The sequence below is a fragment of the Lentibacillus sp. JNUCC-1 genome (genome assembly GCF_009741735.1).
Taxonomy (GTDB): domain Bacteria; phylum Bacillota; class Bacilli; order Bacillales; family Amphibacillaceae; genus Lentibacillus_B.
Map to the genome: position 1 here is coordinate 1,303,656 of NZ_WHOH01000001.1, position 21,803 is coordinate 1,325,458.

Below are 21,803 nucleotides of genomic sequence, written 5' to 3' on the forward strand. Positions count from 1 at the left end.
ATGCTCCTTTCCATGATTACTCATGCATCGGGATGTGTATGTTATGTTCATCGGCAAATTGTGTTGCTTCTTCATACCCGGCGTCGGCGTGACGGATAATACCCATTCCTGGATCAGTCGTCAGCACGCGTTCCAGCCGTTCCTGAGCAAGATCTGTTCCGTCTGCAACAACAACCATACCAGCATGTAGCGAATATCCCATACCAACTCCGCCACCGTGATGGAAAGAAATCCATGAACCGCCTGCAGCCGTGTTAATCAGGGCATTCAGCACAGCCCAGTCCGCGACTGCATCACTGCCATCTTTCATCCCTTCAGTTTCTCGGTTGGGCGAGGCGACAGAGCCACAGTCCAAATGGTCTCTCCCGATGACGACCGGGGCTTTTAGCTCGCCTGTTTTTACAAGCTCATTAATCGCAAGCCCCATTTTCACCCGTTCACCATAACCAAGCCAGCAAATGCGCGATGGCAGCCCTTGGAACGCCACCTGTTCCTGAGCCATGTCAATCCAGCGTGTCAATGGCTCATTTTTCGGAAAAAGCTCTTTAATCAGTCGGTCTGTACGGTAAATATCTTCAGGGTCTCCTGATAAGGCCACCCAGCGAAATGGGCCTTTCCCTTCACAGAAAAGCGGCCTGATATAAGCTGGAACAAAGCCGGGAAAATCGAATGCGTGCTCGACACCTTCATCTTGAGCGACCTGACGAATGTTGTTGCCATAGTCAAAAACTATTGTGCCTTTCTTTTGAAAAGCAAGCATCGTTTCTACATGGCGGGCCATACTTTTCTGGCTCAGACTGACATACAAATCCGGATCTCGTCGCCTTAGGTCATCTGCTTCAGCAACTGTATAGCCTGCTGGTACATAACCATTTAGCGGGTCATGGGCTGATGTCTGATCGGTCATAATATCGATTTGTATATCTTTATCAAGTAATTGTTCATGGACTTCTGCTGCATTGCCCAAAAGCGCGATCGACAAAGGGCGATTGTTGTTGCGAGCCTCTACGGCCAGACGGACGGCTTCGTCAATATCATCTGTGGAGACGTCACAGTACTTTGTGTCCAAGCGTTTTTGAATCCGGCCTGCGTCTACTTCCACCGCAATCACCACACCGTCATTCATCGTAACAGCGAGCGGCTGAGCGCCTCCCATCCCGCCAAGACCTGCTGTGAGTGTGATTGTACCTTTTAAGGAGCCATTGTAATGTTGTTTGGCGATGGCTGCGAACGTCTCATACGTTCCTTGCAAAATGCCCTGAGTGCCAATATAGATCCAACTTCCGGCTGTCATCTGGCCATACATCATGAGGCCTTTTTTGTCGAGTTCGTGAAAATGCTCCCAGTTGGCCCATTTGGGAACAAGAACAGAATTTGACAACAATACGCGCGGGGCATGCTTGTGTGTTTTGAATACCCCGACTGGTTTGCCTGATTGAATGAGCATCGTTTCATCGTTTTCAAGATTCTTAAGCGTTTTGACAATTGCATCAAATGATTCGTGATTCCGGGCAGCTTTGCCAATCCCACCGTATACAACAAGGTCTTCCGACCGTTCAGCCACTTCAGCGTCCAGGTTATTGCATATCATTCTAAGCGCCGCTTCCTGTTCCCATCCCTTACATTCCAACACAGTCCCTCGCTTTGCTCTAACCCCAACACGTTCCACAAACATCCCCACCTTTTTAATTTTTTAACAAACCTAATACAAAAAGTTGCCGATATCTCCTAAAGACCATTCGACACAAACTGCAAACTAGAGAAAACTTGAAATAACTTCCTCTAGCAACCACTCGGAGAAAACACTCCGCTTTCCGTGGGCGCTGCTGAGCCTCGGGCCCACAGGAGGTGGGTCATGAAGGCGTTGCGACAGGACGTCGCGGTTTTAGCCTTCCTTCCCCTATACCGCGCTTGCGGGGTCTCACCGAGGCTTATCCTTCCGCTGGAGTCTCCGTGTTTTCCCTGAGCTTGGGTAGAGCGTGTAAATGTCCCAAATGAATATTAGTGATGAGTCGTCCAAGCCACTGAATTATATTGAGTGATTGGAGCGGAGGGAAGTCGACTCCTGCGGGAACAGCACGAGTCTGAAGACCCCACAGTGAGCGGTCTTTGCGAGCGAGGAGGCTGAGGCCGTGCCCGCGGAAAGCGACTTCCCGGAGCGCAAATCACGGTGCTTTCATAAAAGTATATTGGGTTTGATTAGTTCGCAGTTTACGGAAGTTGCGCCTATAAATTGCAGCTGTTTATGTTGATTGATTTGCTGTGAGCTCACTTGATTTGGACCGTTTCACTGGTGTAGTTTGCGACGTCACTGTCGTTAGCATTTTTGAGCCAGTCGGTTACTTTTTCAATATCCTCTGAGAAAATCCGGTCTTCTGTAATACTTGGAAGCCAGGGTCTTACATTGTCATACAACCGGCGGGTCGCTGTTGCCATGCGATTAATGCCACGGTATTCCACCGCCTGCATCGCGCAAATCAGTTCGATCGCCACGACACGCCGGGTGTTAGCGAGCATGTCACGTGCGTGCCTTGCCGCAATAGTCCCCATACTGACATGATCTTCCTGGTTCGCCGAAGACGGAATCGAATCCACGCTAGCTGGATGAGCCAAGGTTTTATTTTCTGAAACAAGTGAAGCAGCTGTGTATTGCATGATCATAGCGCCAGATTCCAGACCAGGGTTCGGACTTAAAAACGGGGGCAGGTCATTCAGTTGCGGATTGACAAGCCGTTCAATTCGGCGCTCAGATATATTAGCTGTCTCAGCAATGCCAAGTTTCAGAAAGTCCATGGCAAACGCGACAGGCTCCCCGTGGAAATTTCCGCCTGAAACAACTTTGTCCGGATCTGTGAAAATAAGCGGATTGTCTGTAACGGCATTTATTTCCGTTTCGAGCACGTCTTTGGCATGGTGAACCGTCTGCCAACATGCACCGAGTACTTGTGGAATACACCGAAGCGAATAGGCATCTTGAACACGGATTTCACCTTGATGTGACGTAAGGGCACTGTCTTGAAGGATCTTGCGCATGCGGGAAGCCACATTGTTTTGCGCTTGGTGACCGCGGGCCTCGTGCAGGTCGGCATCATAGGCATCAATAATGCCGTTCAGCCCTTCCATCGTCATTCCGCCGATTAGCTCACTCTGCTTAAGAAGCTTGCACACTTCCCCGTACAAGATCACCCCTTGGGCAGTCATCGCCTGTGTCCCATTGATAAGAGCAAGCCCTTCTTTTGCTTTCAGCTTAATTGGCGTGATCCCGGCTTGTTTTAAAGCAGTACGGGCTTTCATGCGTTCACCATTGTAAAAGACCTCCCCCTCACCTAACAACGGAAGCGCTAAGTGTGCCAGTGGAGCAAGGTCCCCGCTTGCGCCCAGTGACCCTTGTTCGGGGACAACTGGATGAATGCGCGCATTCAACAAATACAAAATCTGTTCAATAAGCTCTGGACGTATACCCGATTGCCCCCTTGCCAGCGCATTGGCCCTGAGCAGCAGCATCGTTCGTGAAACCTCTTCAGAAAATGGCGCCCCAACCCCACAAGCGTGTGAATGTATTAAATTGCGCTGTAAGTCATCAAGATCCGCTTCTTCAATCACGACATCACTGAACTTCCCAAATCCGGTATTAATACCATACATTGTGCGGCGTTCCTCTAACATAGACTCGACTGTCTTACGGCTTGCCACAATCCGCTTTCTTGCTTTCTGGGACAATTCTATATGTTCACTCTGCCAGGCAATCGCATCCGCCTCTTTAAGCGTCAGCCGGTCCCCGTATAAAATCAACATCTCACACCTCCACAGCAGTGATTTAATGTATTAAAGTCCATAAAAAAAGAGCCCCGATTGTATGATTCATCGAGCCTCTTTCCTTAGGTGTTTGAATGTACTGCGCTCCCACCGGATCATGGACATCCCCCAAATATTCAAATATTTCTTGATTACCATTGTAAGCGTTTACCAAATTATTGTCAAGAAACTTTTGAGACCAGACTCCCAGAACTAAAATCCTAGCAGACTGGCCCCGTTTTCCCGTTTATTCGCGCAGCCATGGGTAATCTGTGCCGAATATCTGGGCAAATTCTTTTGATTGTTTACGTCGCTGCTTACGATGTGCGGCTCGCTCGGCAGCTTGTTCATTCAGCTTTTTCTCATGTTCCGATTCAGGGTACACCGGTGGCACCATATCTGGTCTCCCATCTTCTCCAAGAGCGACAAAGGTTAAGAAAGCAGTGGTGCACACTTTTCTCGCTCCCGTTAACAAGTCTTCAGTTACAACTTTAGCAAAGACTTCCATCGACGTTTCATGGGTCCAAGTGACAAAGGCTTCCACACAAACTGAATCTCCTTCACGAACAGGTTCGAGGAAGTCAACAGAATCCATTGAGGCTGTCACAACCGGCTTTCGGGCATGTCTGACTGCGGCAATAGCTGCCACATCATCAATATGAGCCACCAGTTTCCCGCCAAAAAGTGTGCCATGCGCATTCGTGTCAGGCGGCAAAACATGCGACGTCTTAACGGCTAATGAATAACTGCAAGGTTTTGCTTCCATAAAAATCTCTCCTTCATATCAGCTTTAATGTTATAAGATCGGTGACAACAACCGTGAGATGGACTCCTTAAACCGGATCCCGAGTGATCGTTTTTGGTAGAGGAGTTTCGTCATTTGCGTTGATTTATGAACATCTTTTTCAAACGCCTCTACCAGTTCTTGGGCAATTGCTGTGTCATACAAAAATGCGTTCACTTCAAAATTCAAGCGGAAACTCCTCACATCAATATTCGCTGTACCAACAGACGCAAGTTTCCCGTCCACCACTATCGTTTTCGCGTGTAAAAATCCACCTTGATAAATATACACTTCAGCACCCGCACTCAGCAAATCCCCAATATAAGAAAGCGTTGCCCAATAAACAAATGGATGATCCGGCTTATTAGGAATCATTATTTTTATTTTCACCCCGGACAACACTGCTATTCTTAAGGCATCACGCAGGCTTTCATCAGGTATGTAATAGGGGGTCTGAATATACACATACTCTTTTGCCAATAAAATCATCTTAATATACCCGTACTTAATCTGCTCCCACTCTGAGTCCGGCCCGCTTGAGACGATCTGTACGCCGACATTGCCTTGAGGTTCAGCATTGTAAAAACGTTCCTCATAGCCAATATGGTTGCGAGAAGCCTGGTTCCAATCCAAAATAAATCGTGTCTGCATATTTCTGACTGCATCTCCAGACAGTCGCAAATGGGTATCACGCCAATAGCCGAATTTACGGCTTTCGCCAAGGTATTCATCACCTATATTAAAGCCGCCAATGTAACCAATCTGCCCGTCTATAATAGCAAGCTTACGGTGGTTTCTGTAATTGATTTTAAAGTTCACCTTGGGATTTTAGGCGGGAAAAATGCATCCACATGGGCGCCGGCTTTGCGGAGCCGTTTAATGAATTTCCTGCTTAACAACCGTGAACCCATATCATCATACAGCACCCGAACCTCTACACCCTGTTGGGCTTTCCGGATGAGCGTGTCGGTAATCCGCTTCCCGAGTCTGTCGTACCGAATGATATAATACAACAGATGAATGTGATCTGTTGCCTGATCCAAATCATCCAGCATAGCGTTAAATTTATCATTCCCGTCGGTGAAGATCCGGACATCATTATCCTGGGTAAAAATGGCATCATTGTTACGAAGATGCATGTAAAATAAATCTTTATACGCAGCCAGTTCTTTGTCCTTAAAATTAAACTCATCATCTTCAATGGCTCTGAGCTGTGCCTGGACAGCTTTTTTTACACCCAACTTACTTTTGGTATCCCAAGTGAAGATTCGCCGCTTGCTCAACCGGCGCCCAAAAATCAGATACAGCAAAAACCCGCCGATTGGAATGAACAACAGCACCATCAGCCATGCCCAAGTCGCACTGGCATCTTTTCTCTCAAGAAAAATGATCGAGAAGCCGAGCGCAATATTAAAAAAAAGAAAAAATCCCAGTAAAATGTTCGGAACTGTTAAATACTCCACACACGAAATCTCCTCTCAGAACCAAAGAAACCATGTCATTTTCCTATACTTCCATATACCCATAATATAGCATACTTCATCCATAACCGGGAATCCTCAAATCCTAATACACAAAAACCAGCTGCAAAATTCCCGGGCAACTGGTTTTTATTGTTCATATTTGTTTACATTTGGTTCAAGGCTTGTTCAAGGTCTGACCAGATGTCTTCCCATGCTTCCAGTCCGACTGATAAACGAATCAGTTCATCACGAATGCCCATCTCCAGCCGGGCTTCTGGCGGAACAACCGCATGTGTCATAGAGGCTGGATGTTCAATCAATGTTTCAGCATCCCCAAGACTAACAGCAATTTTCAAGAAGAACAGGCGATTCAAGAGTGCTTGGGCATCTGCTTTTGTGCCTTTCACCTCAAATGCAAGCATTCCCCCGCCACGTTTCATCTGCCGCTCGCAAATATGGTGATCTGAATGATTTTCATCACCTGGAAAATACACACGTTCCACGTTCGGATGCGCTTGGAGTTTTTCGAAAATCCGTTCCGCGTTATCACAGTGCCGATCCATTCTGAGTGGCAAAGTTTTTAAACCACGCAATAACAGCCAGGCATCAAACGGAGCGATTACACCGCCAATATCTTTTTGCGTCGTCATCGCCACTTCATCCATAAAATCTTTTTTCCCAACCGCAAGTCCTGCAATCACATCTCCGTGCCCACCGATATATTTTGTGGCACTGTGGAGCACGACGTCACAGCCAAGGTCAAGCGGCCGCTGCAGATAAGGCGATGAGAATGTATTATCAACGACCACTGGAATGCTGAATTCTTTCGCAACCTCAGCGACCATTTCCAAATCAATCAGCTTCATCGTTGGATTGATCGGCGTTTCAATATAAATACAAGCTGTTTCCGGTCTGATCAGCGCTCTAATATCCTCTTTCGTCGCCATAGCCGAAAAGTCACTGTCAATGTTATATTTTTCTTTCATCATAGACAGAAGGCCGAATGTACACCCGTACAGCCCTTCAGAACATAGCACATGGTCGTTGGCCTTTGTCAACGCAACCAGCACAGCGGACACAGCAGCCATCCCCGAAGCAAAAGCAAGCCCGCGCTCTCCCCCTTCCAGCGCAGCAATCCGTTCTTCCAGCACCGTCACAGTCGGGTTGCCGAGCCGTGAATAAACATATCCGGGCTCTTCCCCCGCGAACCTCCTCTCCCCCTGTTCAGCCGATTCAAATGTGTACGTGGATGTCTGGAATAATGGCGGAACAAGGCTGCCTTGCATCGTCTTTGAATCATATCCCCATGAATAACCATCGTTTCCATCCGCTTATTTTCTTTATCCATACAACTCCCCCTCACTGTCTTTTTAAAAAATCCCACACCCCCATCATATGTGATTCACCAATAAAATGAAAGCGTTTACCGTATAAAAATACATTGCTTTTTATTCTGGAGAGGCTTAAAATAATATCATTTACTTTAAAGATAGCAATACTTACCTATATTTAAATGAATCTCCTTTTAATTTTGAGGCTCAGCATGTTATTTGACACGCTCAGTTCATTAATTGATGCGTTTGACTCAGTATTCGTTGCGCTCAGCTCATTAATTGACGCGCTCAACCCAGTATTCGTTGCGCTCAGCTCATTAATTGACGCGCTCGACTCAGTATTCGTTGCGCTCAGCTCATTAATTGACGCGCTCGTCCCATTATTCGATGCGCTCAGCTCATTAATTGACGCGCTCGTCCCATTATTCGATGCGCTCAGCTCATTAATTGACGCGCTCGACCCATTATTCGATGCGCTCAGCACTTTAATTGACGCGCTCAACCCATTATTTGATGCGCTCAGCTCATTAATTGACGCGCTCGACACGTTATTCGATGCGCTCAGCTCATTAATTGACGCGCTCGACACGTTATTTGATGCGCTCAGCACTTTAATTGACGCGCTCGACACATTATTCGACGCGCTCAGCAATATATAATCAAACTTTAATCGTTATACAAAGGGGTGATAGCCATGGAACAGGATGAAAAGTTCGGGATTTTGTATACAGCGGGGGCTTATTTTCTGTGGGGGCTGCTGCCGATTTATTGGAAGCTGGTGGACGAGGTGCCTGCGGGGCAGATTCTCGCTCACCGGATTGTTTGGTCGTTTGTTTTTGTGTCTGTCCTTGTCCTTATTACAAAGAAAGGGCGTCCATTTTTGCATGCTTTCAAAGCACTGTTTCAAACTAAAAAACAAGCGGTTCAGCTTCTGGCTGCTTCTTTGGTGATCACCCTTAACTGGCTCACGTTTATATGGGCGGTAAACAGCGGGCATGTTGTCCAGGCGAGCCTCGGGTATTATATCAATCCGCTCGTCAGCATCGTTCTTGGGATTGTCTTTTTAAAAGAGGGCATTTCCAGACGCTTAATCGTTTCCTTCATTCTTGCCTCGCTGGGTGTTTTGTACCTGACATTCAGCTATGGTGTATTTCCATGGGTATCAATCGTGCTTGCCTTGTCATTCGCCTTCTATGGGCTGATTAAAAAGACCATTTCCATCGGTCCCATGTTCGGATTGACAATAGAAACAATGTTTGTCACGCCTATTGCCCTGATCTATCTTTCCGCAGTCAGCAACCCGGCACTCACGCTGGAATCAGCGATCACGCCAACAGGCTTGCTTTTGATGGGGGCAGGCGCAGCCACAGCGGTTCCCCTATTGTTATTTGCTGCGGGGGCACAAAAAATCCCTTTGTCGATGGTTGGCTTTTTGCAATATATCGCACCGACGCTTATGCTCATATTAGGTGTTTTTGTATATAACGAAGTATTTACAAGTGCCCATTTCATTGCTTTTGTTCTGATATGGAGCGCTCTCTTCATATATATGAGTTCTTGGTTTAAGCGAGCATCGCGAAAAGATCGGCAAGCAGAACATTAAAACGATTAAGCTTCTATTACAGTTATATTGTACGACCTTTTTTCATGTTATACTTGTGATGACGGCGAGCTTATAGGTATGATTGATTTTGTTCAATTAGGGTATACAAATGAAATAGCATATCTTGTACGGTCCGCCCATATGAAATCATACAGGTGATCATTTATGAAACGAAAATATATATTGGCTATCTTACTCGGAATTTTTCTTTTGGGTGCCGGGGGTACAGTGTATTGGTTTGCAAACAGTGAAACAGCCGTGCCTGTCTCACTCAGCTCTGCCAATGACGAAGATCAGTCTGAACACAAACAAGCCGATCAGACCTCCAAAAAAGAACATGACGAGAATAAAGATGAGGAAACACAAGAGGATGAACCTGAAAAGACAGATATGGATTCTTTGACAGAGCAGCTGACGACCATTCTGTCAAAATCCATGAAAAAAGCGGTTGAATTGTTCTCCAACCAGGACACACATGTTACCGCTATTGGGGATTCCCTTACACAAGGTGTCGGTGACCAGTATGACAGCGGGGGCTACGTCGGCATACTTGAGCGCACCGTCAACACCAACAGCGACACGACTGTTACATTTGATAACTATGGCAAACGCGGCAACAGATCTGATCAACTGTTGAAACGGCTGGAAAAAGAAGAGATTCAAGATTCGATCAAAGATGCTGATGTGGTCCTTATCACAATAGGCGCTAACGACGTGATGCAGGTTGTGAAACAGAACATCACCAATCTAACATTCGAACCGTTCACCGCAGAGCGTGAGCGTTACAAAGAGCGGCTCGAATCCATTTTTGATAAAGTAACAGAGCTTAACAGTGATGCCGATATATACCTTATTGGTTTTTACAATCCATTCCAGCAATACTTTCAAAATGTAGAAGAACTCGATGAGATTATTAACGAATGGAATAGAACAAGCCGGACAGTGGCCAACGGAAGAGACAAAGCCACGTTCATTCCCATTGATGATTTATTCAGCAATACTGAGGAAGAACTGTTTGCAGAAGATCACTTCCACCCGAATTACAGCGGCTATAGGCTTATGGCCGAGCGTGTTCTTGAATATACTGGGCAAGAGGAGTGAGTTTGTGACAGAGAAACGTTCCCAACATAAGAAAAACAAATGGAAAATCCTTTTCTTATCGCTTTTAGTTGCAAATGGTGTGCTGGTGGTCGGCCTGTTAATCCTTTTGTTCTGGCCTGTTTCTGAAACAGACAGACCCGATGCCAAGCCACAGCCTAAAGACGAAAGCTCAGAATTTATCGTTCGGACAACAAAGCAAAATGTCGACGATCTGGCTAATGCGTATCTTGAAGAATTGCTTAAAGGAACCAATCATCAGTATAGCCTTTCCTTGAATGAAGATGTGGAGCTGAACGGGGAGTTGCCTGTTTTCACAACGACTGTTCCGCTTTCGATGCATTTCGACCCGGAAGTCCAGAAAAACGGAGATGTCGTGTTGAAACAAAAGTCCATATCAGTCGGGCTGCTCCAGCTGCCGAATCAGAAGATCATGGAATATATGGGTAAATACTTGCCGATGCCTGAATGGGTTACAGTTGATGCAAAAAAAGAAGAGATTTACGTCGCTGTTACCGAGATGGACATTAAAAGTAATTTCCATGTGTCTGTTGAACAACTCGACCTCGAATCAGACAACCTAGCCTTTAAAATCCGCGTCCCTTACAAAACAATGGGCATTGAGTGAAGGCTGGCTAGGCTCCCAATGGTTATGAACAGCTCGGATAATTTATAATTTCCTAAGCAAAGAAAAAAAGGCTGTTTTTAAGAAAGCAGCCTTTTTCTCTTTAATCCACTTCATACAATGCCTGCATGAGGTTGATTTTCTCCTTCACGTCTTCTACAAGGTGGGCTGGGGAGAGAACGCGGGCTTTATTGCCCCAGGTCAGAATCCAGTTGATGAGGCCGTCAGAAAGTTTTGCTTTTGTAGACAGGACAAAATGGTCGTCCCCATCTCTTTTAATATCAGCTTCATGTCCAAAATGGTCCAGAACAACGTTGATTAAATCATTATCGAAACGAATTTTAATGCGGCTGTTTTCACCGGCAAACATTTGAAACGTCTGATCCACATACGCTTGCAGTTCAAAGTCTTCTTTCACAAAATGTTCATCCGTAATGGTGATATTGCGGATACGATCGAGCCTGTAGTGCCGTATTTCGGCATTCGGCTGATAGTGCCCGATCAAATAATAATAATCCTTTTCCCATATAAGCGCATAGGGTTCAACATGATACACAGCTCCGTCCCGATGGAAACGAAATGCTTTGTCTACATCATACTTCCCATATTGATACGTCAGCACTTTCTGTTCGGAAATCGCTCTATGTACATAATCAATATTGAACTTCACCTGTTCATAATCCATATTCGTCGATTGATTAAACAGAACAGGTTCAGGGAAGGTCTTCCCAATATGTTTGCTCGTAAGCTGCTTCATCTTTTGAATCAGATTTTCTTTTTCATTTTTCGTGATAAAACGTGCTGACAGGATGGCGTCAATAATCAGACGCAGCTGATAAGTTTCAAACAGTCGTGACTGATGACTGTAGAAATGCTTGCCAAACTTTCTCTTATTCACAATCACTTCAAAATCAGCTTCGTCAAGAATTTCAAGGTCACGTTTGATCGTTCGTTTGTCAAATTTCCCTGTAACCCCGGCATTTTGGAGTTTAGAAATGAGTTCTTCAATCCCTAATTCATGTTCTTCGTCCGTTTCTTCAAACAGCATATCCCGCAACTTCATTAATCGATAATTATTGCCGCGTTCCATCGATTCAACCTCCTGTTATGTATCAAGAGCCCTTCAACTAGCCAGGCTCTATTATCGCATGACGAATCGCTTGATCTGTCTGGTAATGTTCAGTTTAAACGAAGACTGTTCGCCAGTTTCTCTTTCTGCCTCTTCCTTGTCATGGGTCAGGAATGACTGAGACTGATAGTGACCGAGTGATCCGCGGTAAATCAGCTCCATCCCTTCCATATTGCGTATGTCAGCTGGCGTTATGAAACATGGCTCTTTAATGAATCTGGCCGAAGCTGAGTCATTGAGGACCGTCGCTACAAACTGCGAACAGAACATGGCATGAGGCCGATCAATCTTAATCCGCAACAGTACACCGAATAACCCCAGAAAATTATATTTATAAAAATCCTTTTGAGCTTCTATCCCTTTAATTTCTGAAATCACGCGTTCATATTCAGTCTGTGCGATCGTATATTTATAAATGGCACATTCCGAGTTTCGCATAAAATCACTTTTAATGTCTTCTTTCACAAATCCCCAATAAATGGGTTTTTGGGACGTTTCCTGCCGAAGCTGTAGACTTCCGACAATTCGTCATCAAACCCAATTGACACATGATTCAAAGGCTGTTTTGTACAATAGTTAATCGCCTTTGACAAGTATGTTCCTGTGTCTGTAAATAGGAAATAAACCGTCTGTTCCCCCATGTTTCTTTCTCCCCCTTCGCTTTAACTGAGCGATGGTATATCGTGTAACACGTTTCTGTATATATGAGTTACTTCATTATAACAGATTTTCCCCGAAGCGTTCGTTTGCTTTTGACAAAAGTCATTGTTAAACTAAAAATTTGCGATTAATTGTTTGACGTGAGCGGCTAAATCGCTTAAGCTAACCTTGTTGCCAGTGAAACAAACTGGCACCAATCTACTTGATTGATGGAGGCATGAACCACAAATGATAAATGTAACCAACGTTGGTTTAAGATATGGTGATAAAAAACTGTTTGAAGATGTCAATTTGAAGTTTACCCCTGGCAATTGTTATGGGGTTATTGGTGCAAATGGTGCAGGTAAGTCCACTTTTTTAAAAATCCTCTCAGGTGAAATCGAACCTCAATCCGGCCATGTATCACTCGGACGGGATCAGCGACTGGCCGTTCTGAAACAGGACCACTTTGCTTATGAAGACTATCAGGTGCTTGACACCGTCCTGATGGGACACGAAAAACTTTACAGCGTGAAACAGGAAAAAGACGCTATTTATATGAAAGCCGATTTTTCCGAAGAAGATGGCATGCGCGCGGCTGAACTCGAAGGTGAATTCGCTGAAATGAATGGCTGGGAAGCCGAATCTGATGCAGCTGTTTTATTAAAAGGGCTCGGCATCGATGAATCTTTACACCAGCTGCAAATGTCCGAACTGAACGCCGATCAAAAAGTCAAAGTCCTCCTTGCCCAAGCTCTCTTTGGCAACCCTGATGTTCTCTTGATGGATGAGCCGACAAACGGGCTCGATATCCAGGCAATACAGTGGCTTGAGGATTTCTTGATCAACTTTGAAAATACCGTAATCGTCGTTTCACACGACCGCTACTTTTTAAATAAGGTATGCACACACATTGCAGATGTTGACTACGGCAAGATCGAGATCTATGTCGGCAACTATGACTTCTGGTATGAATCCAGCCAGCTCGCCAAGAAAATGGCACAAGAAGAGAACAAGAAAAAGGAAGAAAAGGTTAAGGAATTACAGGCGTTCATCGCCCGTTTCAGTGCCAATGCTTCCAAATCACGACAGGCGACATCCAGAAAGAAACTGCTCGACAGCATCACCCTTGACGATATTAAACCGTCCTCACGCCGTTATCCGTACATTGCCTTTACACCTGAACGTGAGATAGGGAATGACCTCTTACAGGTACAGGGTCTGTCAAAGACCATTAACGGTAAAAAAGTGCTGAATAATGTCAGTTTCACAATGAATAAAGATGATAAAATCGCGCTGATCGGAAAAGACGACATCGCTAATACAACACTGCTGAAAATATTAATGGGTGAAATGGAACCAGATGAAGGGACTTATAAATGGGGCGTGACCACGTCACAATCCTATTTCCCTAAAGACAATTCAGCTTACTTTGAAAATAGTGATCTGACACTTGTTGACTGGCTGCGTCAATTTTCACCTGAAGACGAAACAGAAACATTTCTCCGTGGTTTCCTCGGACGGATGCTTTTCTCTGGTGAAGAGGCCCTGAAGAAAGCAAACGTGTTATCCGGTGGAGAGAAAGTGCGTTGTATGCTGTCTAAAATGATGCTCTCAAACGCAAACGTGCTATTACTCGATGAGCCAACCAACCACTTAGATTTGGAGTCAATCACCGCTCTCAACAACGGCTTAATCAAATTCAAAGGGTCTATCATTTTCACAACTCAAGACCATGAATTTATCAATACCGTTGCCAACCGACTGATTGAAATCACGCCGGGTGGGATCTTTGATAAAGAAATCTCTTATGAAGAATACGTTCAGGACAAAGAGATTCAAGACCGTGTCGAAGCTATGTATGCCGTCTAATTTTCAACCGTATATTAAAAAGAAAAACGCGCTGATCCCTGTATGGTTCAGCGCGTTTGCTATTATTTATTACGAACTTTTTCCAGCATGTCTTTGGTCATGGCAGCGAGGTCGTATTCGGCTTTAAAGCCCCACTCTTCTTTGGCGGCTGTCGGATCGATACCATTTGGCCAGCTTTCAGCAATACGCTGGCGGGCCGGATCGACATCATAATACAGTTTAAACTCCGGAATATGTGCCTGAATTGCTTTCTCAAAATCCTCAGGTGCCGCAGACATAGCTGTAATGTTAAAGGCATTTCTATGTTTAAGCTTAGCGGGATCAGTTTCCATTAGCTTAATGATTGCATTTAAAGCATCTGGCATGTACATCATATCCATATATGTACCTTCTGCAATAAACGAGGTGTAGGATTGCTGTTTAACCGCTTCATAATAAATGTCAACGGCATAATCAGTCGTCCCGCCACCCGGTAGTGTCACATATGAAATCAAACCTGGGAAGCGCACACCTCGCGTATCCAGTCCGAAACGATGATAATAATAGTCGCAAAGCAGCTCACCAGCTACTTTATTCACACCATACATCGTTGTAGGCCGCTGCAACGTGTCCTGTGGTGTCTGATCTTTAGGTGTGGATGGTCCAAATGAGCCAATTGAACTTGGCGTGAAAAATTGTGTATTTAAATCACGCGCTACTTCAAGCGCGTTTACAAGCCCACCCATATTAAGGTCCCAAGCAAATTTAGGATTGTTTTCTGCTTTAGCGGACAGAAGTGCTGCCAGATGCATAATCGTGTCGACTTGATATTTTTTTGCAAATTCATGGAAGCGCTCGCCGTCAGTAACGTCCAGTGTTTCATATGGGCCTTCAGTTGATTGGCCGCCTGATTTAATATCTGTTGCAATAACATTTGACGCACCATAAGTGTGGCGCAGCTGATCAACAAGCTCAGATCCAATCTGCCCCATGGCGCCGGTTACAAGTATCTTCTTCATAAGATAACCCTCTCTTGATATCAATTAATGTATGATTACGATTTACCGGGCACTGAGAACCCTCAGTGCCTCTTATCTACTGCTTTCGTACATATCTTAAAGACACAGCTCCCATAAACCACGATGTAAGTGAGCATATTGTGACTGCCTCGCACCACCGAGCTCCGGGAAAACACTGCGCTTTCCATGGGCGCTGCTGAGCCTCCTCGCGCTGCGCGCTGTGGGGTCTCATCTAGGCTTTTGCTCCCATAGGAGTCTCCGTGTTTTCCCGGAGCTCGATGAGGGTGTATTTCTCACTTTTTTCGTGAGCACGTCATTTTATATTTTCCAATTATAAGCAACACAACCTTGTGTGGCAGACTCTAAGCGGAAAAAACACATGACGACTCCTGCTGGAAAAGCACGAGTCCGAAGATCCCACAGTGTCACATTAAGGAGGGGCGACTAAAAATCGTCCTTTGCGGACAACGTCAACATCCCCCCTTGCCGGGGCAAGGTGGCTGAGGCCGTGCCCGCGGAAAGGGAATGTATTTTCGGAGCGGTCATATTAGCAGTCATTTAAAGTTTCCACTATGTCTCAGTCTGTAATTTACTCATGACTGATGTTGATAGCCAATTTGGGTGTTTCAGGTTAGATAATGTTCATTTCTTTGCCGACTTTTTCGTATATTTTAATGGCTTGGTCGAGCATTTCTTTTGTGTGGGCGGCGGTTGGCATGTTGCGTACGCGTCCTGTGCCGCGTGGAACGGTTGGGAATACGATTGACTTGGCATAGACGCCTTCTTCGTATAGGCGGCGGCTGAATGTTTGGGTGTCGTTTTCATCACCGATGATGCATGGTGTGATTGGTGTTTCACTTTCACCGATGTCGAATCCAAGTTCCTTCAGGCCGTCTTTAAGATAGCGCCCATTTTCCCAAAGTTTGTCATGCAGTTCTGTGCTTTCCATCAATATCTCAACGGCCTTAGTGGCAGCGACAGCGTCTGCTGGAGTGACAGCTGTTGAGAACAAGAACGGTCTGGAGCGGACTTTCAACCAGTCGATCAGATTTTGTTTACCCGCAACGTAACCGCCAATAACGCCGATTGCTTTTGAAAGTGTGCCCATTTGGAAATCAATTTTATCCTGCAGGCCAAAGTGTTTAACTGTCCCAGCGCCTTTACCAAGCACACCTGAACCATGTGCATCATCGACATACGTAATTAAATCAAATTCTTCAGCGACCTCAACAATTTCTGGCAGCTTGGCAATGTCACCATCCATGGAGAACACACCATCTGTTATGACCATGATCTTATTATACTGACCTGATTCCACAGCCTCTTTCGCCTTTTGTCTCAGATCATCCATGTCAGAATGGTTAAAAGGAATGATTTTTGCTTTTGACAAGCGGCACCCGTCAATGATGGAAGCATGGTTTAAAGCGTCTGACAGTATAGCATCGTTCTTGTCCATTACAGCGGAAATAGCTGCCATATTACAATTAAAACCAGATTGAAATGAAATGACCGCTTCTGTACCTTTGAATTCCGCAAGTTTCTTTTCTAACTCCAAGTGAAGATCCATTGTTCCATTAATGGTACGGACGGCTCCTGCACCGACTCCATGGGAATCAACAGCTTCACGAGCCACTTTTTTAAGTCGATCATCAGTAGCCAGCCCCAAATAGTTGTTTGAAGAAAGGTTGATTAATTTCTTTCCTTCGATTGATATTTCCGGACCATTGGCGCCTTTTATCGGATCTATTTCATTGTAGAGACCGCGTTCCTTCAAATCTTTTATGTTCTCGTCCAAAAACGTTTGCAAAATATGACTCGTCATGTAAAATGTCCTCCTCATTTATGTTTGCATTAAAATTACCTTCATATCCATACACATCATAACACAACTATAGGGATCTATTCATCAACAAGCTATACGTGTTTTTCTAAAAAATACCGTCTTGTGGTTAGTGAAAAATCGGTTATAATATAATTTGTGTGATGAAATTCAAAAGGAATGATCAAGATGCTTGACACTCCCACAGCTAAAGCAGTGGGATTCTCGAGTGCTAAGACGTTCGCAGTCCCTTTCGGTTTTGAACTAGCCTCAAGTTAAGGGGGCTGCCATGGCCCCGTCCAACTGCGTTATGAATTGTACCGCAATTGGCGGTATACCTGTTACCGGTACACGAGTTATATAACTTGTTTATGTTTGGAGATGCCTGACAGGGCTTTTGCGATATTGATGCTTGCATTTAAATCCGCGTGGTTTTTATAGCTGCACTTTTTACATTTGAACCTCAAACCATTGCGGTTTTGCTTGTCACAATTTCCGCATTTACATGTTTGCGATGTATAATTTGGCACGACATATTCAACCGTGATGCCTGCCATTTCTGCTTTATACTGAATGAATGTCTGAAGCTGATGGAAACTCCAATTGTTTAGGTTTCTGCCTGCTTCTTTTTTTGATTTAGCCATGCGAATACCTGTCAAATCTTCCATTCTGATCAGTCCAACACCGTTGGACCTGGCAAAACGTATGATTCGACGGGATATGGTATGATTCATTTCTCTCATCCAAAGCGACTCTTTATCTTTTGACTTTTTGATAGCTTGAAGTTTTTTCAGCTTGCCCAGCTTGCGTCTTCTTGAAGAAAATCTTCTTCTTTTGAAGGCTATTTGATTGCCTTTAAAAAATAAACTTTTCGTGCCGACGCTGCATGTGGCGATGTTTTTCAACCCAAGATCAATACCCAATACCTTCTCGTTGGTCGTTTTTTCTACGTCATAGGAAATGGCAATTGTCACAAACCAGCGGCCTCTCTTTTTAAAAAGGTCAACCGTACCTTGTTTGGCTTCACCGTTTAAAATCTTATCGAGCCATTTTTGCTGAAACGGTCGGACGACCAAAGGCACGCCGATACGTTTTTCAAGTGTCGGAAAGCTGATTTTATAAAGCCTGTCATATTCTATTTTGGCGTTTTGGTTATTGAATGCACACCAGAGCCGTTTATATTTTTTCGCTTTTTGGTGTCTCTTTTGACTTTTCACGTCCCGAATCGTTTGATTAACAACTGCTGAGGGCAGTTGTTTGTTGGATGAGAACAGCTTGAAAACTTTGGATGTCGCTTTGTTTAGATCGTCATAAGTTAAAAGCCAATTAGCGAAATCCGTGTTTGTTTGTGTCATTGTTTGATACACATTTTGTTTTTCTATTGTCGGCTTTAGCAATTCTACTTTCAGAGAAATTGTTGGCACCACTTCACCTCCTCCACTGTATTATATCAAATCAAGAACATATGTTCCAGTTTTATTTTAATTGCTTTGACCCTACTATTTTTAAGATCATGTCTTAATATATTCGCTCTCATCCCACACCTGAAGGAATGGGCTTTCCCGCTCATTAGTACGGTAATCGGATTTGGGATTGTTGGATACCTTCAGCCTGATGGTCCCGGTCAAGTTGTTGATCCGGAAAATGGCAGTGTTTTAAGACCTGCCTAAAACTTTGTACCTAGTAGAAATGCAATTAAAAAAAGCCACTCGCTCGTTATCTCTAACAAGCAAAGTGGCTTTTAAATCTATTATTCAACGATTGTTACGTTAACTTCGCGGACGCCCCAGCTATACGCTTCTTTTTTAGTAGGAACGTGGATATCGATACGGTTACCTTTAATTGCGCCGCCGATATCTGCTGCTGTAGCGTAGCCATACCCTTCAACATATACTTTTGTGCCGAGCGGAATCACGCTTGGATCCACTGCAATCACTTTGGCATTCGGATTTTGATTTAAATCGAGACCTGTGTAAGTGACACCGGAACACCCATCGCATTTAGCCGTATAGGCTGTTGCTTGAACACTGATGGTTTTACCGTCTGCTTTTTGCTCAGTTGGCTGACTCGCTTTTGCACTGGAGTTTGAAACCGTTTCGGCTTTCCTTGTGTTAACCGCTTGTTTTGCGGCTACTTTGTCATCGTTTGACTGTTGTTCGGTTCGCTTGGCTTTACTGGCTGTATCTTTTTTGACTGCTTCAGCACCATCTTTGATAGTTAATTCTTGTCCAATCAAAATTAAGTCGGAGGACAAGTCATTCCATTCCATTAAGTCTTCAACTGTAACATCAAAAGTTTTACTAATGGCTGAAAGGGTGTCTCCCTTTTCCACTTGATACGAATCATACAGTGTGATACTTTGTTTTGGCTGTATGACGGTTGTTTTGAGATTGTTAATCTCAATTAATCTATCGACACTCATATTATTCTCGTTGGCAATCTTCCAGAGGCTGTCTCCTTTTTCAACTTCGTAAACCTGTGCTGAAGCGGTCACTGTGCCTGTAGCTACAATGAATAGAGTAGCACATAACGCTACTAGCTTCCTCATGGGCAATACCCTCCTTTAAAATTCACAATGTCTATCCTATCACACTAGGACGGCCATTGTGGTTACAAGACTTTTAAGAGTCTGTTACAAGGGTTGCCAGTTTTTCTATAAAATATTACATGTTTTAATAGAAAACTTTAAGCACAGCAAAAAACCTCTCTAACCTAATCATAGGCAGAGAGGTTTTTTCTATTTATCTGATTTAGGGTTTAATGCATCTTTGAGCCCTTCACCGATAAAGTTAATAGATAATATTGTAATAACAATGGCCATAGCTGGTGGAATCCATATCCAAGGCTTGTCCTGCAAAACATCCGGTTCATTAGCTGAAGACAGCATGTTGCCCCAGCTTGGAACTTCTTGCGGGACACCAAAGCCAAGATAACTCAAACCAGCTTCGGCAACAATCATGCCGGCAAATGTTAATGTTGCCTGCACAATAATTGTCGACAAAACATTCGGCAATAAATGTCTTGTAATGATTTTAGATGATGGCGTTCCGATTGACTCAGCCGCCAAAATATACTCATTTTCTTTTTCAGCCAGTATTTTACTTCGGACAATACGTGCTATACCACCCCAACTGAGGCCACTGATAACGACTATCAGTACCCACACACCACTTACTTGTCCAAATAAAAGGGTGTTTAAGACAATAACGAATACTAGAAATGGGAAATTCAATACAAAGTCGGTAAAGCGCATTAAAGCACTATCAACAAAGCCGCCAAAATATCCGGCAATCGATCCGATCAATGTACCAAATACGATAACGAGGGCTGTAACCGACAAACCAACTGTCAAAGATACCCTTCCGCCATACAGAAGTCTTGTATAAACATCCCTTCCACTTTTGTCGGTTCCAAGCCAATGATCAGAGGAAGGTGTGAGAGAAGTTTCACCAATATTGACACGAGATATATCGATTGTCGTAATATATGGGGCCAGAAAAGATATGACAATAACGAAGATCAGGAAGAAAGAACTGATCATTGCCAGTTTGTTGGTTAAATATTTTCTTCTGGCTATCGCCCATGGTGATGTGTTTTGCTTTTTTTTCGGCTGTTCTATAGTTGCTTGTTCCATATTCACGTTCTCCTCCCTCCCTTAGTCCAATCGAATCCGTGGGTCAACTATTCCATAGAGAATATCTGCTACAAGGTTCCCGACTAAAACAAGCACGGAAAACATCATTGTAATGGCCATAACAACCGAATAGTCTCTGGAGTTTACTGAGTTAACGAATAGTTGTCCAATACCAGGATACGTAAAAATGGTCTCAGTGATAACTGCCCCGCCGATAATCGAGACGATATCAAAACCGAGAAATGTGACCAAAGGGATAATGGAATTACGCAAAATATGAACGTTATAGATTTTCGTACGCTTAGTGCCCTTTGCTCTTGCAGTCCGGACAAAGTCTTTTCTGCTGTTTTCAATGATGTCATTTCTTAAGAACTGAGTATAGGTTGCTGTACCCAATGCACCAAGTACAATTGCTGGCAATATAACATGGTGTAGTCTGCTCAACCAATAATCGAGCGTACCATTCTGAACCATTATGTCGACAGAACCGTTGGACGGGAACCATCCTAGCTGGAACGAAAAGATATAAATGGCAAAAACGGCTGCTACAAAAGATGGGATCGCAAGGCCAAGATAGTTTAACCCACCTATAGCATGATCACCAATCGTGTACGGCTTTCGTCCGGCATAAATACCCATGATAAAAGCGAGTATATACGTAATGACAAGAGACATTATCCCAAGAAATATCGTGTTAGGCAGTTTCTCCTTTAAAAGATCGAGTACTGGCATTTTGTATTTGACGGACTTTCCAAAATCGCCTTGTACAAAGCCACCGACCCAGTCTATGTACTGCTGATAAATAGGATCATTATAACCCAGCTTTTCACGCATTTCTTCAATGTATTCCGGGTCAGAGTTCTGTGGATCAATCTCTCCACCAAGGGCATCCCCTGGCATCATTTTTGCCAGGGTGAATACCACGATGGAGACAAGGAATAACATTGGAATCATGCCCAGTATTCTTCTGAGGGTGTATTTCAACATAATGCAATACTCCTTATCTAGTA

General features: G+C 44.3%; 17 protein-coding genes and 2 pseudogenes. 5 read left to right on the top strand and 14 right to left on the bottom strand.

What is annotated here, in order from left to right; translation table 11 throughout:
• Positions 1 to 16 precede the first annotated feature (16 nt).
• The 5 genes and pseudogenes from hutU to megL all read right to left on the bottom strand — a co-directional run bounded on the left by hutU (position 17) and on the right by megL (position 7,390).
• Positions 17 to 1,675: a urocanate hydratase gene (gene hutU, locus JNUCC1_RS05875; RefSeq protein WP_156644540.1), complete on the bottom strand. Its 1,659-nt coding sequence runs from the start codon at positions 1,673 to 1,675 to the stop codon at positions 17 to 19.
• 593 nt (positions 1,676 to 2,268) lie between these two features.
• A complete protein-coding gene (hutH, locus tag JNUCC1_RS05880) occupies positions 2,269 to 3,795 on the bottom strand; it encodes a histidine ammonia-lyase (RefSeq protein ID WP_156644541.1) in 1,527 nt (508 codons plus the stop codon).
• Between the two features lie 247 nt (positions 3,796 to 4,042).
• Positions 4,043 to 4,561: an acyl-CoA thioesterase gene (locus tag JNUCC1_RS05885; protein ID WP_156644542.1), complete on the bottom strand. Its 519-nt coding sequence runs from the start codon at positions 4,559 to 4,561 to the stop codon at positions 4,043 to 4,045.
• A 30-nt stretch (positions 4,562 to 4,591) separates the two neighbouring features.
• Positions 4,592 to 6,042, bottom strand: a pseudogene (gene cls / locus JNUCC1_RS05890) (cardiolipin synthase).
• Positions 6,043 to 6,206: 164 nt separating this feature from the next.
• Positions 6,207 to 7,390, bottom strand: a pseudogene (megL, locus tag JNUCC1_RS05895) (methionine gamma-lyase).
• A 195-nt stretch (positions 7,391 to 7,585) separates the two neighbouring features.
• On the opposite strand from megL, the gene JNUCC1_RS05900 reads away from it, so the two are divergent.
• The 4 genes from JNUCC1_RS05900 (at position 7,586) to JNUCC1_RS05915 (ending at position 10,705) form a co-directional block, all read left to right on the top strand.
• Positions 7,586 to 8,035, top strand: coding sequence for a hypothetical protein (locus JNUCC1_RS05900; RefSeq protein ID WP_156644543.1), 450 nt, complete (start codon positions 7,586 to 7,588; stop codon positions 8,033 to 8,035).
• A 35-nt stretch (positions 8,036 to 8,070) separates the two neighbouring features.
• On the top strand, positions 8,071 to 8,979 hold the full coding sequence (gene rarD / locus JNUCC1_RS05905; protein WP_156644544.1) for an EamA family transporter RarD: 909 nt from the start codon (positions 8,071 to 8,073) through the stop codon (positions 8,977 to 8,979).
• Positions 8,980 to 9,144: 165 nt separating this feature from the next.
• Positions 9,145 to 10,080, top strand: a complete 936-nt coding sequence (locus JNUCC1_RS05910; RefSeq protein ID WP_156644545.1) for an SGNH/GDSL hydrolase family protein — start codon at positions 9,145 to 9,147, stop codon at positions 10,078 to 10,080.
• Positions 10,081 to 10,084: 4 nt separating this feature from the next.
• The gene (locus JNUCC1_RS05915; protein ID WP_331713626.1) at positions 10,085 to 10,705 is read left to right on the top strand and encodes a YpmS family protein; all 621 of its coding nucleotides are present in this window, start codon (positions 10,085 to 10,087) and stop codon (positions 10,703 to 10,705) included.
• 100 nt (positions 10,706 to 10,805) lie between these two features.
• On the opposite strand, the gene JNUCC1_RS05920 is transcribed toward JNUCC1_RS05915, so the two are convergent.
• Genes JNUCC1_RS05920 through JNUCC1_RS18590 form a run of 3 tightly spaced genes read right to left on the bottom strand, consistent with a single transcriptional unit; the run spans position 10,806 to position 12,472 of the window.
• Positions 10,806 to 11,792: a helix-turn-helix transcriptional regulator gene (locus JNUCC1_RS05920; protein ID WP_156644547.1), complete on the bottom strand. Its 987-nt coding sequence runs from the start codon at positions 11,790 to 11,792 to the stop codon at positions 10,806 to 10,808.
• 51 nt (positions 11,793 to 11,843) lie between these two features.
• Complete coding sequence (locus JNUCC1_RS05925) at positions 11,844 to 12,296, bottom strand: hypothetical protein (protein WP_231747002.1); 453 nt, start codon at positions 12,294 to 12,296, stop codon at positions 11,844 to 11,846.
• A complete protein-coding gene (locus JNUCC1_RS18590; protein ID WP_231747003.1) occupies positions 12,293 to 12,472 on the bottom strand; it encodes a hypothetical protein in 180 nt (59 codons plus the stop codon). The genes JNUCC1_RS05925 and JNUCC1_RS18590 overlap by 4 nt, the downstream gene beginning before the upstream one ends.
• Before the next feature lie 247 nt (positions 12,473 to 12,719).
• On the opposite strand from JNUCC1_RS18590, the gene JNUCC1_RS05930 reads away from it, so the two are divergent.
• A complete protein-coding gene (locus JNUCC1_RS05930; RefSeq protein WP_156644548.1) occupies positions 12,720 to 14,342 on the top strand; it encodes an ABC-F family ATP-binding cassette domain-containing protein in 1,623 nt (540 codons plus the stop codon).
• 62 nt (positions 14,343 to 14,404) lie between these two features.
• On the opposite strand, the gene JNUCC1_RS05935 is transcribed toward JNUCC1_RS05930, so the two are convergent.
• From JNUCC1_RS05935 to opp4B, 6 genes are all read right to left on the bottom strand, one after another.
• Positions 14,405 to 15,340: an NAD-dependent epimerase/dehydratase family protein gene (locus JNUCC1_RS05935; protein ID WP_156644549.1), complete on the bottom strand. Its 936-nt coding sequence runs from the start codon at positions 15,338 to 15,340 to the stop codon at positions 14,405 to 14,407.
• 631 nt (positions 15,341 to 15,971) lie between these two features.
• Positions 15,972 to 17,162, bottom strand: a complete 1,191-nt coding sequence (locus JNUCC1_RS05940; protein WP_156644550.1) for a glycine C-acetyltransferase — start codon at positions 17,160 to 17,162, stop codon at positions 15,972 to 15,974.
• A 353-nt stretch (positions 17,163 to 17,515) separates the two neighbouring features.
• A complete protein-coding gene (locus tag JNUCC1_RS05945; protein WP_331713627.1) occupies positions 17,516 to 18,583 on the bottom strand; it encodes an RNA-guided endonuclease InsQ/TnpB family protein in 1,068 nt (355 codons plus the stop codon).
• Between the two features lie 326 nt (positions 18,584 to 18,909).
• Positions 18,910 to 19,707 (bottom strand): 3D domain-containing protein, encoded by a 798-nt coding sequence (locus JNUCC1_RS05950; RefSeq protein ID WP_156644551.1) that lies wholly within the window; start codon positions 19,705 to 19,707, stop codon positions 18,910 to 18,912.
• 189 nt (positions 19,708 to 19,896) lie between these two features.
• Positions 19,897 to 20,793 (bottom strand): oligopeptide ABC transporter permease, encoded by an 897-nt coding sequence (opp4C, locus tag JNUCC1_RS05955; protein WP_156644552.1) that lies wholly within the window; start codon positions 20,791 to 20,793, stop codon positions 19,897 to 19,899.
• 21 nt (positions 20,794 to 20,814) lie between these two features.
• The gene (opp4B, locus tag JNUCC1_RS05960) at positions 20,815 to 21,780 is read right to left on the bottom strand and encodes an oligopeptide ABC transporter permease (RefSeq protein ID WP_156644553.1); all 966 of its coding nucleotides are present in this window, start codon (positions 21,778 to 21,780) and stop codon (positions 20,815 to 20,817) included.
• Between the last annotated feature and the right edge of the window lie 23 nt (positions 21,781 to 21,803).